The sequence below is a fragment of the Mycobacterium colombiense genome (genome assembly GCF_003284935.1).
Taxonomy (GTDB): Bacteria; Actinomycetota; Actinomycetes; order Mycobacteriales; family Mycobacteriaceae; genus Mycobacterium; species Mycobacterium arosiense_A.
Genome location: NZ_QMEV01000006.1, coordinates 101,623 through 116,570, shown reverse-complemented (window position 1 = coordinate 116,570; position 14,948 = coordinate 101,623). Strand labels below are relative to the sequence as shown.

Here is a 14,948-nt window from a genome sequence, read left to right as displayed (position 1 = left end):
CGCCGCCAAGCGAGCCAGCCCCATCTGTGGGATCTGCAGGGATCTGAAGGGAACCACCATGCCTGAAGCCGTCATTGTCTCAACTGCTCGCTCGCCGATCGGCCGCGCGATGAAGGGGTCGCTGGTCAACATGCGCCCCGACGACCTGACCGTCCAGATCGTGCGCGCCGCGCTCGACAAGGTGCCCGCGCTGAACCCGCACCAGATCGACGACCTGATCCTGGGCTGTGGCCAGCCCGCCGGCGAATCCGGATACAACCTGGCGCGGGTCATCGCCGTCGAACTCGGCTACGACTTCCTGCCGGGCACCACCGTCAACCGGTACTGCTCGTCGTCGCTGCAGACCTCCCGGATGGCCTTCCACGCCATCAAGGCCGGCGAGGGCGACGCGTTCATCTCCGCGGGGGTCGAGACCGTGTCCCGCTTCGCCAAGGGCAGCGCCGACTCCTGGCCGGACACCAAGAACTCGCTGTTCGGCGAAGCGCAGGAGAGGTCGGCCGCGGCGGCCGAGGGCGCCGACGAATGGCACGATCCCCGCGCCGACGGCAACGTGCCCGACGTGTACATCGCGATGGGGCAGACGGCCGAGAACGTCGCGCTGCTGACCGGCATCAGCCGCGAAGACCAGGACCACTGGGGCGTGCGCAGCCAGAACCGCGCCGAGGAAGCGATCAAGAGCGGGTTCTTCGAGCGGGAGATCACCCCGGTGAGCCTGCCCGACGGCACCACCGTGAGCACCGACGACGGCCCGCGCCCCGGCACCACCTACGAGAAGATCAGCCAGCTCAAGCCCGTGTTCCGGCCCAACGGCACGGTGACCGCCGGCAACGCGTGCCCGCTCAACGACGGCGCCGCCGCGGTGGTGATCACCAGCGACACCAAGGCCAAGGAACTGGGCCTGACGCCGCTGGCGCGCATCGTGTCCACCGGGGTCAGCGGCCTGTCGCCCGAGATCATGGGGCTGGGCCCGATCGAGGCGACCAAGACGGCGCTGGCGCGCGCCAACCTGTCGGTCAGCGACATCGACCTGTTCGAGATCAACGAGGCCTTCGCCGTCCAGGTGCTGGGTTCGGCGCGCGAGCTGGGCATCGACGAGGACAAGCTGAACGTGTCCGGTGGGGCGATCGCGCTGGGCCACCCGTTCGGCATGACCGGCGCACGCATCACCACCACGCTGCTCAACAACCTGCAGACGCACGACAAGACGTTCGGTCTGGAGACCATGTGCGTCGGCGGCGGCCAGGGCATGGCGATGGTGATCGAGCGGCTGAGCTAGGCCGCTCGGCCGGCGGCCCGCCGCATCGAGTGTGCGGCCTGGGCATTGGGTGTGAAGCCTGGGCGGCGACACGCCGAGCGGGCCGCCGCCGGCGCACACAACACGACTTCAGCGCACACTCAACGCCTTCAGCGCACACTCAACGCCTTCAGCGCACACGAAAAGACCGGCACGCCACGCGGCGTGCCGGTCTTTTCGTTGACGAGAGCTAGTCGTTCTGCAGATAACTGAGCAGACGCAGGATCTCGATGTACAGCCACACCAGCGTCACGGTCAGGCCCAGGGCGATGCCCCATGCCGCCTTCTCGGGCGCGCCGGCGCGGACCATCTGGTCGGCGGCATCGAAGTCGATCAGGAAGCTGAACGCCGCGATCGCGATGCACACCAGCGAGAAGATGATGGCCACCGTGCCGCCGCTGCGCAAGCCCAGGCCGGTGCCGCCGTTGACGTGGAACATCGCCAGCACGAAGTTGCCGAGCATCAAGGCCAGCACGCCGAACATCGCGGCGACCAACATGCGGGTGAACTTGGGCGTCACCCGGATGGCCCCGGTCTTGTAGACGACGAGCATGCCGAAGAACACCCCGAAGGTGCCCAGCACCGCCTCACCGATCAGCGCCCCGGCGTTGGCGTTGGACACCGAGAAGTTGGCGAAGACGAACGAGATGGCGCCCAGCACCAGGCCCTCGAGCACGGCGTAGCTCAGCACGATGCCCGGGTTGTCCTGCTTGCGGCCGAAGGTGGCCACCAGGACGAGGACCAGGCCGCCCAACCCGCCGATCAGGGCCAGCGGCATGGCCAGCGCCACGTCGCGGGCGACCAGGAAGTAGGAGACCACGGCGGAGATCGCCAGCACCGCCAGCGTGATGCCGGTCTTGGTGACGACGTCGTCGATGGTCAGCGGACGCGAAGCTTTGGCCTCCTGATACGGGGCCGCGTAGGGAGCCGCGTAGGGGTCGGCCCCGTAGCCCTGCATTGGGGGCGCGGCCGTGCCGAATTGTGCGTATCCGCCCCTCTGCTTAGGCAGCGAACGAAATACCGGGTTGCTTGTCTCCCGCACCGTCGGATCCTCTCTAATTGGCTTCGAGCTGTGCGAACACAATCTCAACGATCGGCGTCGAGCCCTGGTTCCCAGCGGACCTGGGCGTTTTCGGGGTGTATATCGTCTCCGCCGTTGTCGTCGCGTTAAACATAACCCTTACCCGCGGGTACCGTGCCGGTCGCGACGATCTAGATTTCTTCCTCGAGGCTGGACCGGCCAGGACCGGCCCGAGGGAGGCGAGGGCGTTGACCGACGGATCCGATGAGGTGCTGACCGAAGTCGAGGGAAGCGTCGGCTTGATCACGCTCAACCGGCCCAAGGCGATCAACTCGCTGAACCAGCAGATGGTGGACGCGCTGACCGCCACCCTCCGCGGCTGGTCCGACGACGACGCGGTGCGCGCGGTGGTGCTATCGGGCGCCGGTGAACGCGGGCTGTGCGCCGGCGGCGACGTGGTGTCCATCTACCACAGCGCGCGCAAGGACGGGGTCGAGGCGCGACGCTTCTGGCGCGACGAGTATCTGCTCAACGCCCAGATCGCCGAGTTCGCCAAGCCCTACGTCGCGTTGATGGACGGCATCGTGATGGGTGGCGGCGTGGGCGTCAGCGCGCACGCGAACACCCGCGTGGTCACCGATACCTCCAAGATCGCCATGCCCGAGGTCGGCATCGGGTTCATCCCCGACGTCGGCGGCGTCTACCTGCTATCCCGCGCGCCCGGCGGGCTGGGCCTGCACGCCGCGCTGACCGGGGCGCCGTTCTCCGGAGCCGACGCCATCGCCATGGGCTTCGCCGACCACTACGTCCCCCATGGTGACGTCGAGGCGTTCCGCCGTGCGGTGGTTACCGACGGCGTCGAGCGGGCGCTCGACAAATACACCGTCGAGCCACCGCCCAGCGAGCTTGCGGCGCAACGCGCTTGGATCGACGAATGCTTCTCCGGCGACACCGTCGCGGACATCGTCGCCGCGCTTCGCGGACACGGGGCGGGCCCGGGCGCTGGACCTGCTCAAGACGCCGCCAAGCTGATCGCCACCCGCTCCCCGATTGCGCTGTCGGTGACGCTGGAGGCGGTGCGGCGCGCGGCCAACCTCGAAACACTCAAAGACGTTCTGGTGCAGGACTATCGGGTGTCGTCGGCGTCGCTGCGCTCGCACGATCTGGTGGAGGGCATCCGCGCACAGCTGATCGACAAAGATCGCAATCCGAAGTGGTCGCCGGCGGAGCTGCCCGACGTCACCGCGGCCGACGTCGAGGCGTATTTCGCGCCGGTCGACGACGACTTGAGTTTCTAGAAAGGCGGTTTGGATGACAGAGCCAACCTACGAGACCATCCTCGTCGAGCGCGAGGACCGCGTCGGCATCATCACCCTGAACCGGCCGAAGGCCCTCAACGCGCTCAACACCCAGGTGATGAACGAAGTCACCAGCGCGGCAGCCGATTTCGACGCCGATCCCGGCATCGGGGCGATCATCATCACCGGGTCGGCCAAGGCGTTCGCCGCCGGCGCCGACATCAAGGAGATGTCCGAACTGTCGTTCGCCGACGCCTTCGGCGCCGACTTCTTCGCCCCGTGGAGCAAGCTCGCCGCCGTCCGCACCCCCACGATCGCCGCGGTCGCCGGCCACGCGCTGGGCGGTGGCTGCGAGCTCGCCATGATGTGCGACGTGCTGATCGCCGCCGACACAGCGAAATTCGGCCAGCCCGAGATCAAACTCGGTGTGCTGCCCGGCATGGGCGGCTCGCAGCGGCTGACCCGCGCCATCGGCAAGGCCAAGGCGATGGACCTGATTTTGACCGGCCGCACCATCGGCGCCGAGGAAGCCGAACGCAGCGGCCTGGTTTCGCGGGTGGTGCCGGCCGACGACCTGCTGACCGAGGCCAAGGCCGTCGCGACCACCATCTCGCAGATGTCGCGGTCGGCGTCCAGGATGGCCAAAGAGGCCGTCAACCGCGCATTCGAGTCGACCCTGGCCGAGGGACTTCTCTACGAACGCAGGCTGTTTCACTCGACTTTCGCGACGCAGGACCAGTCCGAAGGGATGGCGGCCTTCGTCGAGAAGCGCCCGCCGAACTTCACCCACCGCTAGGACGCTTACATGAGCGAACGGGTTTCCGCGACCAACACCGAGGCAGGTCGCCTCCCGGCCGGCGACGTCGAGGAGTCCGCGGGAGCCGAGCCGGTCGCCGCACCGGCACCGGTACCCGCACCGCGACCCGGCCGCGCCACGCCCACCCTGCCGTGGACGGAAAAGCCTTGGTGGGTACGGCATTACACGTTCACCGGCACCACCGTGGGCCTGCTCTTCATCTGGCTTTCGCTCACGCCGTCGCTGCTGCCGCGCGGCCCCCTGTTCCAGGGGCTGGTCAGCGGGCTCTCCGGCGCCATCGGCTATGGCCTGGGCGTCTTCTCGGTCTGGCTGGTGCGGTTCATGCGCGAGAAGGACCACAGCCCGCCGCCGCCGCGCTGGGCGTGGAAGGTGCTGATCCCGATCGGCGTGGTCGGTCAGGTCCTCATGGCGATCTGGTTCCACGTCTGGCAGGACGACGTGCGCGACCTGATGGGCGTGACGCACTTGCAGTGGTACGACTACCCGCTGGCCGGGGTGCTTTCGCTGGTGGTGTTGTTCGCGGTGGTCGAGCTGGGTCAATTCACCCGTTGGCTGGTCAGAGTCCTGGTGGGCCAGGTGGACCGGTTCGCGCCGTTTCGGCTGTCGGCGACCATCGTGGTCGTCACCCTGGTGGTCCTGACCATCACGCTGCTCAACGGCGTGGTGCTCAAGTTCGCCATGCGCACCATGAACCACACCTTCGCCTCGGCCAACGAGGAGCTCAATCCCGACACCGCTCCCCCGAAAACCCCGCTGCGATCCGGTGGCCCGCAGTCCCTGGTGTCGTGGGAGTCGCTGGGCCGTGAGGGCCGCATCTTCGTCGAGGGCGGCCCGTCCGTCGAGCAGCTCGCCTCCTTCAACGGAGCCCCGGCGACCGAGCCCATCCGCGCCTACGCCGGTTTGGACTCATCGAAGGGCATCACGGCGGCCGCCGAGCTCGCGGCACGGGAGCTGCAGCGCACCGGCGGATTGCGGCGCGCGGTCGTCGCGGTGGGCACCACCACCGGCACCGGCTGGATCAACGAGGCGGAGGCCTCGGCGCTGGAATACATGTACAACGGCAACACGGCGATCGTGAGCATGCAGTATTCGTTCCTGCCGAGCTGGCTGTCGTTCCTGGTGGACAAGGAGAACGCCCGGCACGCCGGACAGGCGCTCTTCGAGGCCATCGACAAGCTGATCCGCCAACTGCCCGAGGGCCAGCGGCCCAAGCTGGTGGTGTTCGGCGAGAGCCTGGGATCGTTCGGCGGCGAGGCGCCGTTCCTGAGCCTGAACAATGTGCTGGCGCGCACCGACGGCGCGCTGTTCAGCGGGCCGACGTTCAAGAACACCATCTGGACCGATCTGACGTCGACGCGCGATGGCGGGTCGCCGGAGTGGTTGCCGATCTACCAGGACGGCAGGTACGTCCGATTCGCCGCTCGCGCAAAGGATTTGACGCGTCCGAACGCGCCGTGGGATCACCCGCGGGTGGTGTACTTGCAGCACGCCTCGGATCCCATCGCGTGGTGGACGCCCGACCTGTTGTTCAGCAAGCCCGACTGGCTGCGCGAACCGCGCGGCTATGACGTGCTGCCGCAGACGCGCTGGATTCCGGTCGTCACCTTCCTGCAGGTGTCGGCCGACATGGCCGTGGCGGTGGACGTCCCCGACGGCCACGGCCACCGCTACGTCGCCGACGTCGCCGACGGCTGGGCCGCCGTGCTGTCACCGCCCGGCTGGACCCCCGACAAGACCGCCAAACTGCGCCCGCTGCTGCACTCCGACGAGACGACCTAGATCCAGCGGCGGGCGGCCGACCCGGTGTCCGCGAACACCGGATCGACCCGGCCCCCCGCCAGTTCGCTCAGCACGCCGGCGCCGGCCAGCGCGTGGTAGCCGCCGATGACGTCGGTGGCCCGGTGCAGGCCGATGTCCAGCAGCGCGGCCGCCGCCAGGCTCGACGTGTAGCCCTCCGAACACAGGATCACCCATTCGACGTCGTCGCCGACGGCCTCGGGCAGCCTGGCCTCGCTGGTGGGATCGCAGCGCCACTCCAGCACGTTGCGTTCGATCACCAGCGCCCCCGGCACCTCGCCCTCGCGGAAGCGCTGGGCCTGCGGCCGGATGTCGACCAGCACCGCGCCGCGGCGCACCGCGTCGGGCACTTCGGTGGCGGGCAGCCGCCGAAACCGGCGCCGGGCGGATCTGAGGACGACGTCGATGCGGCTCATGGCGTGCCTTCCGGCTGGTCGGTCAGTTCGGTACGGTCGCGGCGCAACGTCTTGCGGTCGGTGATCTCGTAGTACGACATCGCGGTCAGGGGCGGCGAGTAGGCGTGCACGCTCAACGTCGGCTGCACCGTCGCGGCACCACCGCCCGGCACCCCCGCGCCCGGCAGCGTGATGGGCGCCGGCACGGGCCGGGGCGCCCAGACCACGTCGTGCACCCAGCCCAACGGGAATCCGGCCTGATCGCCTGCGTCGAGCCGACGACGCCGCAAAGCCCTTCCGTCCCAACGGTATTCGTTCAACGATCCGGAAAGCACCGTCAGGGCCCCCAGCGACCCGCCGTGGTCGTGCAGTTCGGTCGGCTCCCCGGGCACCCAGCTGATCAGCCAGACGTCGAGTTCCTCGTCGCCGTGGACGCGGGTGAACCAGCGCCTCGACTGGGGGATGCCCCCCTCGGGTAGCAGGTGGTCGCAGCGCCCGCTGAGCACGTCATCGGCGGCCCGGTCGGTGGCGTAGAGCAGATCGGGCACGCGCAGCCGGGTCGGGCCGGCGGACGGGGCGGACAGGGTTCGCGGGCGCAGGGCAGCCTCGGTGGCTACGGGCACAGACATCAGGGGACTCCAGGGCGAAAACGGAAAAGGACAAGCGGCGGCGTGTTACGGCCGACAACACTCGCAAAATCCGAAGCGCTCCATCACGGCAGCAAGTGTTGCATAGATTGAGACCGTGCGCTCGTGCGGTGATCGGTCCCGGCGGCGGCGCGCGGTTGTTGCCGCGGCCGCCGCGCTGGCGGTGACGGCGTGCTCGCACGGCGCCCACACCGGGGCCCCCGGATCCTCGTCGGCGCGGCAATCCGGCATCCCCAACGGCCCCGGGTCGCCGCCGCCGGGCTCCGTCGGCCTGTCCCCCGCCGGCGTGACGACCAGGGTCGACGTACCCGCGGACTCGACCGAAGAGCAGTACTACCAGGCCTGTCACGCCGCGAAAGAGTGGATGGACGCCCAGCCCAAGACGGGCGCGTCGCTGTTCGAGCCCTATTTGTCGATGGTTCAGGCGTCCCCCGCGGGCACCGCGGGCAGCTGGAACGCCCCGTGGTCGAAGTTGACCCCGGCCCGCCAGGCCGCCGTGATCGTGGCCGCGCGGGCGGCCGCCAACGACGAATGCGGGTAGCTCCGCCCCACGGGGATTTTCACCCCGGCGCGTAATTGGGATCACGGGTGAAAAAAGTGCCCGCGCCCCCCTGGACGACCCCCGACCGCCCGCCGCCGCGCAAAATGTAGGGGTGCCTGACGAAGTCTCGCGTCGCCCAGAGCCGACCCGGGTGGCACTCGCCCTGGGCAGCGGTGGCGCCCGCGGCTACGCCCACATCGGCGTGATCGAGGCCCTGGCGGCGCGCGGCTACGAGGTGGTCGGCGTGTCCGGCTCGTCGATGGGTGCGCTGGTCGGCGGCCTGCAGGCGGCCGGGCGGCTCGACGAGTTCGCCGACTGGGCGAAGTCGCTGACCCAGCGCACCATCCTGCGGCTGCTGGACCCGTCGATCAGCGCGGCCGGCGTGATGCGGGCCGGCAAGATCTTGGACGCGGTGCGCGACATCCTGGGCCCGGTCGCCATCGAGGACCTGGCCATCCCGTACACCGCGGTGGCGACGGACCTCTTGGCGGGCAAGACCGTGTGGTTTCAGCGCGGCCCCCTCGACGAGGCGATCCGCGCGTCCATCGCCATCCCCGGCGTGATCGCCCCCCACGCGGTCGACGGGCGGCTGCTCGCCGACGGCGGCATCCTGGATCCGCTGCCGATGGCGCCGCTCGCCGCGGTGAACGCCGATCTGACCATCGCGGTGAGCCTGTCCGGCAGCGAGACGATCGGCAACCGCGAGCCCGAGCCGGGCGCCACCGTCGAGTGGTTGACCCGCATGGTGCGCAGCACCTCCGCACTGCTGGACACGGCCGCCGCGCGTTCGCTGCTCGATCGGCCGACGGCGCGGGCGGTGCTGAGCCGACTCGACGGGCCGAGCGGCGAGCCCGACGGCTGGTCGGACACCCCCGACGACGAGCGGCCCGCCACCGACGACGACGCGGAGGAACTATCCGGCGGGGGATTCGACGTGCCGAAGCTGGGCAGCTTCGAGGTGATGAACCGCACCATCGACATCGCCCAGGCCGCGCTGGCGCGTCACACCCTGGCGGTCTACCCGCCCGACCTGCTCATCGAGGTTCCGCGCTCGACCTGCCGGGCCCTGGAATTTCACCGCGCCGTGGAGGTGATCGCCACCGGGCGGGCGCTGGCGAACGAGGCGCTCGACGCGCTGGACGTCGACGACGACCGGGACGTCCCACCCGCGATCGAGCGCTGAGCGGATCTGAATTCCCTTGTGCGCCAGGCCCGCTCACACGTTCAGGAAGCGGGCGAGGGCCGCGGCTTCGCGGCGGCCCTGCTCGCGGCCGGCCACCGCCGACGGGATGCGGCAGTCCGGGTCCAAGGCGTTGGGGCCGAAGGCGGCCAGCGACGGGGCGTCGGCGAACACGGCGAAGGCCGCGCCGGGGAACGCCGAGATTTCGGCGGCCGGCCCCGCGCCGAACGGCGCCGGCGCGTCGACGCCGGAGGGCACCAACACCACCGCCGTGTCGCAGTCGGCGGCGACCACCAGGTTGACCGAGCTGGCGACGCCGCCGTCCATGAAGCGGCGGTCGCCGATCGTCACCGGCGGCCACGCCCCGGGCACCGCGCAGCTGGCCGCCACCGCATCGACCAGATCGACACCGGAGGCGCGGTCGAACACGGTCAACTCTCCGGTGGCCACGTCGATCGCGGTGAGCCGCACGTCGCGGTCCGGCCAGTCGTGCGACGGCAGGCGGTGTGCGATCACGTCCCGGCGTACCGGCGCGGGAACGGTTTTCGTCGCCAGCGCGACGGCCCCGATGCGCTGCATCTGCTGGCGCGTCTTGTCCAGCGACTCCTCATACGGCTCGCCCAGGACCGTCAGGAACAGTTCGGTGATGGCCTCGACGTCGACCCCGGAATCGATCTCGGCCGACGATTCGGCGACCTGCCGGTCGAACAGCTCGCCCAGGGTGTGGCCGCTGCCGAGCTGCGCGGCCACCGCGGAGCCCGCCGAGGTGCCCACCAGCACGTCCGACTCGATCAACAGCCGGGCCACCGCCGGCGACTCGTCGGCGATGCCCCGCAGAACCCCTGTCTCCCAAGCGATTCCCGCTATCCCCCCACCGGCCAGCACCAGGGCGCGTTTAGTTGTCACGGTGTTCAGCTTGCCAGCACGGATCAGGCCAACTGCCGGGTGTTCGGCAGCGCGTGCTGCGACTCCTCCACCGGCGAGCTCAGGTCCTCGCGACGCAGCAGATGCCTGGGCGGATCCGGCAGGATCATGCTGCGGTGGACCTGCAGGCCGGCATCGACATGGAAGAGTTCACCCGCCGGCAGCAGCCGCCAGCGCGGCTCGTCGTCCATCACCTCGGTGGCGAACACCACCGACGACCGCTCACACAGATGCTCCGATCGGGCGTGAATCCGCTTGGTGCACAAGTCGAATTCGGGGTCGCGCGAAGCCGCGTCGTCGGATCGATCCAAAATATAGAGCTGATGGGTTTCCGGATAGCGCAGCGCCCACATGTCGGTGGCCGTGCTCAGCAGCACGTTGACCGCGTAGATCGGGACGTGCTCGGCGAGCCAGCGCATGGCGTCGGTGAGGCCGGCGGTGATGTCGCCGTCGCGCGCCCGGATCGCGGCGGTGATCAACGCGAACACCCGCTCGGAGTCGGTGTCGCCCAGCACCAGGTCGTCGGTGCCGACCTCGCGCAACCGCCCGTCGAGGATGTCCAATCCCTCGAGGACCCCATTGTGCGCGAAGATCCGCCCGTCCTGCAGGAACGGGTGGGTGTTGTGGATGTCGAGCGAGCCGGTGGTCGCGTAGCGGACGTGGGCGATGACGGTCGTGCCGGTCATCCGGTGTGCCTCGGTCGCGAATGCGGCGTCCTGCCAGGCCGCTATCGGCTCCTTGTACAGGTGCGGCCGGCCGTGTTCATCGAAGACGCCCAGGCCGGTGCCGTCCGGATTTCTCCTGCTCTGTTGGGCCAGGCTGTCCGGGGCGTCCAGCAGCCAGAAGGTCGCGGTGCACGCGTGGGTCCCGGCATGCAGGCCAAAGAGTCGGCACATGGCTTCCCACGGTAGCGGTCGCGGCTCAGGCCGTCAGCAGAGCGGACAGGTCTTTCGGCCCGCCGCGTTCACCCGTGCGCTTCGACCACCTGGTATCCGTCTTCGGCGTAGCGCGACCGAATGGTCTTCTTGTCGTACTTGCCGACACTGGTGCGCGGAATCTCGTCGATGAAGGCCCACCGCTCGGGCAGCCACCATCGAACGACCTTGTCGGCGAGGAACTTTCGCAGCTGTTCGGCGCTCACCGAGGCGCCGTCCTTGGCCACGATCACGGCGAGCGGCCGCTCCTCCCAGCGCTCGTCGGGAACCCCGACCACCGCGGCCTCGACCACGTCCGGGTGGCCGATCAAGATGTTCTCCAACTCGACCGAGGAGATCCATTCGCCGCCGGATTTGATGACGTCCTTGGCGCGGTCGGTCAGGGTGACGAAACCCCGTTCGTCGATGCGGCCCACGTCGCCGGTGCGCAGCCAGCCGGAGTCGAACTTCGACTCGTCGCGGCCCAGGTAGTAGGAGCCGGCGATCCACGGTCCGCGCACCTCGACCTCGCCGACGGCGGTTCCGTCGTTCGGCAGCACCTGACCCTCGTCGTCGACGATGCGCATCTCCACCCCGCAGACCGGCTGGCCCTGCGTGCCGCGGAATGCCCAGTGCTGGTCCTCCGGGGTTCCCGGCGGCGGCCACGCCATGGTGGCCAGCGGCGACGTCTCCGTCATGCCCCACAACTGCCGGATCTGCACATCGTGCTTCTCCTCGAAGGTGCGCATCAGCGACACCGGGACGGCCGAGCCGCCGCAGACCACCAACCGCAGCGACGACATGTCGTGGTCGGGGTCGTCCTCGAGGTGATGCAGGACGCCGTTCCAGATGGTCGGCACCGCGCCGGTCACGGTGGGCCGCAGCTCCTCGACCATCCGGACCAGCGACCGGGGGTCGAGGTGGCGGTCGGGCAACACCAAGTCGGCGCCGGCCATCAGCGCGGCATACGGCAGGCCCCAGGCGTTGGCGTGGAACATCGGCACGATCGGCAGCACGCTGTCGGTGGCCCCGACGCCGATGCCGTTGGTGGTGCACGCGCCCATGGTGTGCAGGAAGCTCGAACGATGGCTGTAGACAACGCCTTTCGGGTTGCCGGTGGTGCCGCTGGTGTAGCACATCGCGGCCGCGGAGTTCTCGTCGATGTGCGGCCAGTCGAACTCGGGGGGCTCGCCGTCGAGGACGTCGGCGTAGCGCAACACGGTTTTGCCATGCCCCTGCAGCGGTTCGGTGTCGTCGCCGACCACGATCACCGTGTGCACGGTCTCGAGCTCGGGCAGCACGGGTGCGAGCAGTTTGACCAGCGACGCGTCGACCAGCACCACCTGGTCCTCGGCCTCGTTGGCGACGAAGGCGATCTGCTCCGGGAACAGGCGGATGTTGAGGGTGTGCAGGACCGCGCCCATCGAGGGCAACGCGAGGTACGCGGTGAGGTGCTCGGCGTTGTTCCACATGAACGTGCCCACCCGCTGGTCGCCGGTGACGCCGAGGCGGCGCAATCCATTCGCCAGTTGGGCGGCCTGCTGGCCCAGTTCGCGGTAGGTCGTTCGCCGGTAACCGTCCCCGGTGAAGGTGGTGACGGTGCGTGCGCCGTGCACGGTGCAGCCGTGCCGCATGATCGCGGTGATCGTCAACGGAAAGTCCTGCATGGTGCCGTCCACTGATCCACCGCCCTTACTCTCGGCGCAGCACCACCTGTGCCGTCGGCCGCCTCCCACCCTAAGCCCGAATTCGGCGAGAGTGTGTCAGCGCCTGACCGGACTGGTCATCGAATGGGTGGATCCCCTTCGGCGGGGGCAGCTTTGGGCCCCACCCGGCCCTAGGCCAGGACCGGCTCCCACTCCGCCAGCTCGGGCAGCCAGCCGGCGATCGACAAGTCGCGATCGGTCGCGTCGGTGAGCGGCCGCGGCGCGGGCGAGGCGATGCGCGCCGCGGTCACCACGCCGGAGTAGTCGGCGACGTAGAGATGGGCGCCGTCGGGGCTTTCCACCACGCAGGACGGGTGGTGGGACACCTTGACCTCACCGACGACCTCCTGCCGGTGGATGCTCAGCACCGTGATGCGTTCGTCGCTCACCAGGTAGGCGCGCGCGCCGTCGCGGCTCAGCGTCATCCGCGTGAGCGGGCCGGTGATCTCGGGCACCTTGTGGGTGGCGACGATCGTGGTGGCCCGGGTGTCGACCACGTCGAGCACCGCGCCCGCCACGGGATCGAAGCTCGCCACGTACGCCGTGGCGCCGTCGTCGCTGAGCGCGACGTCGCGCACGGGCAGGCCGACCTCGATCACGCCGACGATCCGCGACCGGCCGCCGACCCGGCGGTTGTCGGAGCGGGTCCGGGTCTCGATCATGGCGAGGCTCCCGCCGGTCGGCCCGTTCATGCCGACGTACAAGCGGCGCCGGTCGGCGCTGACCCGCACGCATTCGGTGGTGGTGCCGGTCTCGGTCGCCAGCTCGATCACCTCGAGCTCACCGGTGGTGGTGTCCAGCACCGTCACGTCGGCACCGCGCACCGCGTTTCTGCTGGCGTACAGGTAGCGACCGTCCGGGCTCACCGCGAGGCCGCTCACGCTGTGCGCGAGCCGGTGGGTGGCGATGCGCCAGTTGGTGACGACGTCGATGACTTCGATGGCGTCGTAGCCGGCGGTCGCCGTGCTGACGTAGGCATAGTTGGCGTCCGCGCTGTTCATCGCGACCGCGAAGGGCTCGGCCAGGCCGGTGACGGTGCTCGAGACACGGCAGGTCTTGGCGTCGATGACCGAGACCATGTCGCGGCCGTAGTTCGTGACCACCAGCCGGCGCCCGTCGGGGCTGATGTCGAGATCGCTGATCGGGCCGTTGTGCAGTGGGACGCGGACCACCGAGGTGGTGTCCAGCTCGAAGGCTCGCCCGTCTCGTTCGTCGTGCGCGGCCGTAGGGCCGTTCACATCGTTCACGCTGATACCGCCTTTGCTGTGGTTGTCGGCTCTAGTGGTCGAGTGTCGAAGCCGCCGAGATGTTCGCGACGATCCGGCCATCGGATCCACCGGCGCTCAGCACCGAAAGGCACTGACGAGACTGGTTTTCGATAGTCTACTGGCCGCATATCGCACCGAAGCAGTTCGAGAGGCTCGGCGTTAGCTACGTCACTGCGCGCACTTACGTTCTGCTCAGACTTCCAATCACGCTGTATCGCAGTGGCTTACCCGTAGCGAAAGTCAGACAAACCCGCTTCCGGCGGATTTCGCTCCCGCCGCTAACAGTCCAGGTGACCGCGCTATCTGGGCATATATAAGGAATTCTCAGGCTTGGGGCCGCGACGAGGGAAAGATCACACTCGCGGTAGACCTAGCTGAACTTCGTCTGCGGCCTTGCCAATCGGACTCCGTCGACGACGATATCGAGTTTTTCGTTGTAGAACGCGATAAGACCGGCGATCTGCCCCACCGCCGGCAGCGGATAGTGGTAGGTCCACGCCAGGTCCTCGTGCACGGTGTCGCCCAGCCGCACCGACCAATAGCCCGACGTTACTCCCTTGTACGGACACAATGTCTGCGTCGCGCTGGTTTCCAGGTGCTCGAAGGACACATCGGTCGGATCGATGTAATACCTTGTCGGCAAACCTGTTTCGAACAGCAGCACGGGAATAGCGGTGTCCGCCAAGGTGATTCCGTCGAGTTCGACCCGCACGTGCCGGTGCGAGCGCAAGGCGTCGACGCGCGCGTACGGATTGCGCGGGTGGCCGTAGATCGGCTCGTCTTCTTCGAACCAGCGCAACGGATTCCATTCGAAGCGCACGGTGCCGGCCACCGCGCTGTCACCGTCGGCGTCGAACACCCGCGCGGCGGACTCGTGCGTCTGGCCGCCACCCACCAGCGAGTACAACCGCGACGGGCCGAATTGCACCTTCTGGGCGTGGTTTTCGTCGCGCAGGAACTCGGTGCGGACGTCGGCGAGCGGGATGTAGTACTGCGGGTAGTAAGGGACTTCCCACACGTATCGGGCGGCGGTGGTGTCGAAGACGAGCGCGTCGCCGAGGTAGCCACGGACCCGCCGCGGGGCGGGTTCGATCCTGCCGCGGGCGGCGGCGGCCTGCGGATAGTCGGCAGAGGCGGTCATCGCTG

Annotated in this window: 14 protein-coding genes; 6 read left to right on the top strand and 8 right to left on the bottom strand. The window is 69.0% G+C overall.

The window, feature by feature from the left end:
* Positions 1 to 58: 58 nt before the first annotated feature.
* Positions 59 to 1,276, top strand: a complete 1,218-nt coding sequence (locus tag DQP57_RS05190) for an acetyl-CoA C-acetyltransferase (RefSeq protein WP_112631971.1) — start codon at positions 59 to 61, stop codon at positions 1,274 to 1,276.
* 208 nt (positions 1,277 to 1,484) lie between these two features.
* Here the strand turns inward: DQP57_RS05190 and DQP57_RS05185 are convergent, their stop codons facing one another.
* The gene (locus DQP57_RS05185; protein ID WP_112631970.1) at positions 1,485 to 2,336 is read right to left on the bottom strand and encodes a Bax inhibitor-1/YccA family protein; all 852 of its coding nucleotides are present in this window, start codon (positions 2,334 to 2,336) and stop codon (positions 1,485 to 1,487) included.
* 227 nt (positions 2,337 to 2,563) lie between these two features.
* Between DQP57_RS05185 and DQP57_RS05180 the strand changes: the two genes are divergently transcribed.
* Genes DQP57_RS05180 through DQP57_RS05170 form a run of 3 tightly spaced genes read left to right on the top strand, consistent with a single transcriptional unit; the run spans position 2,564 to position 6,209 of the window.
* Positions 2,564 to 3,613, top strand: coding sequence for an enoyl-CoA hydratase/isomerase family protein (locus tag DQP57_RS05180; RefSeq protein WP_112631969.1), 1,050 nt, complete (start codon positions 2,564 to 2,566; stop codon positions 3,611 to 3,613).
* 13 nt (positions 3,614 to 3,626) lie between these two features.
* A complete protein-coding gene (locus DQP57_RS05175; protein ID WP_112631968.1) occupies positions 3,627 to 4,409 on the top strand; it encodes an enoyl-CoA hydratase in 783 nt (260 codons plus the stop codon).
* 9 nt (positions 4,410 to 4,418) lie between these two features.
* Positions 4,419 to 6,209, top strand: coding sequence for an alpha/beta hydrolase (locus DQP57_RS05170; RefSeq protein WP_112631967.1), 1,791 nt, complete (start codon positions 4,419 to 4,421; stop codon positions 6,207 to 6,209).
* On the opposite strand, the gene DQP57_RS05165 is transcribed toward DQP57_RS05170, so the two are convergent.
* Both DQP57_RS05165 and DQP57_RS05160 read right to left on the bottom strand, forming a co-directional pair.
* A complete protein-coding gene (locus DQP57_RS05165) occupies positions 6,206 to 6,643 on the bottom strand; it encodes a rhodanese-like domain-containing protein (RefSeq protein WP_112631966.1) in 438 nt (145 codons plus the stop codon). The genes DQP57_RS05170 and DQP57_RS05165 overlap by 4 nt on opposite strands.
* Positions 6,640 to 7,251, bottom strand: coding sequence for a cysteine dioxygenase (locus DQP57_RS05160; protein ID WP_112631965.1), 612 nt, complete (start codon positions 7,249 to 7,251; stop codon positions 6,640 to 6,642). The genes DQP57_RS05165 and DQP57_RS05160 overlap by 4 nt, the downstream gene beginning before the upstream one ends.
* Positions 7,252 to 7,366: 115 nt before the next feature.
* Between DQP57_RS05160 and lpqV the strand changes: the two genes are divergently transcribed.
* Positions 7,367 to 7,810, top strand: coding sequence for a lipoprotein LpqV (gene lpqV / locus DQP57_RS05155; protein ID WP_165821750.1), 444 nt, complete (start codon positions 7,367 to 7,369; stop codon positions 7,808 to 7,810).
* Positions 7,811 to 7,922: 112 nt separating this feature from the next.
* Positions 7,923 to 8,993: a patatin-like phospholipase family protein gene (locus DQP57_RS05150; protein ID WP_205869043.1), complete on the top strand. Its 1,071-nt coding sequence runs from the start codon at positions 7,923 to 7,925 to the stop codon at positions 8,991 to 8,993.
* Positions 8,994 to 9,026: 33 nt separating this feature from the next.
* Here DQP57_RS05150 and DQP57_RS05145 read toward each other — a convergent pair whose 3' ends face one another.
* The 5 genes from DQP57_RS05145 to DQP57_RS05125 all read right to left on the bottom strand — a co-directional run bounded on the left by DQP57_RS05145 (position 9,027) and on the right by DQP57_RS05125 (position 14,943).
* Entirely contained in the window at positions 9,027 to 9,896 is an 870-nt protein-coding gene (locus tag DQP57_RS05145) for a patatin-like phospholipase family protein (protein ID WP_112631963.1), read from the bottom strand.
* Positions 9,897 to 9,919: 23 nt separating this feature from the next.
* Positions 9,920 to 10,810 (bottom strand): class II glutamine amidotransferase, encoded by an 891-nt coding sequence (locus DQP57_RS05140; RefSeq protein WP_112631962.1) that lies wholly within the window; start codon positions 10,808 to 10,810, stop codon positions 9,920 to 9,922.
* 68 nt (positions 10,811 to 10,878) lie between these two features.
* Positions 10,879 to 12,495, bottom strand: coding sequence for a long-chain fatty acid--CoA ligase (locus DQP57_RS05135; protein ID WP_430918060.1), 1,617 nt, complete (start codon positions 12,493 to 12,495; stop codon positions 10,879 to 10,881).
* Between the two features lie 170 nt (positions 12,496 to 12,665).
* Positions 12,666 to 13,781 carry a WD40 repeat domain-containing protein gene (locus DQP57_RS05130; protein ID WP_240631679.1) on the bottom strand — a complete coding sequence of 372 codons (1,116 nt, stop codon included), beginning with the start codon at positions 13,779 to 13,781 and terminating at the stop codon, positions 12,666 to 12,668.
* Positions 13,782 to 14,172: 391 nt separating this feature from the next.
* Complete coding sequence (locus tag DQP57_RS05125) at positions 14,173 to 14,943, bottom strand: DUF427 domain-containing protein (RefSeq protein WP_112631959.1); 771 nt, start codon at positions 14,941 to 14,943, stop codon at positions 14,173 to 14,175.
* Between the last annotated feature and the right edge of the window lie 5 nt (positions 14,944 to 14,948).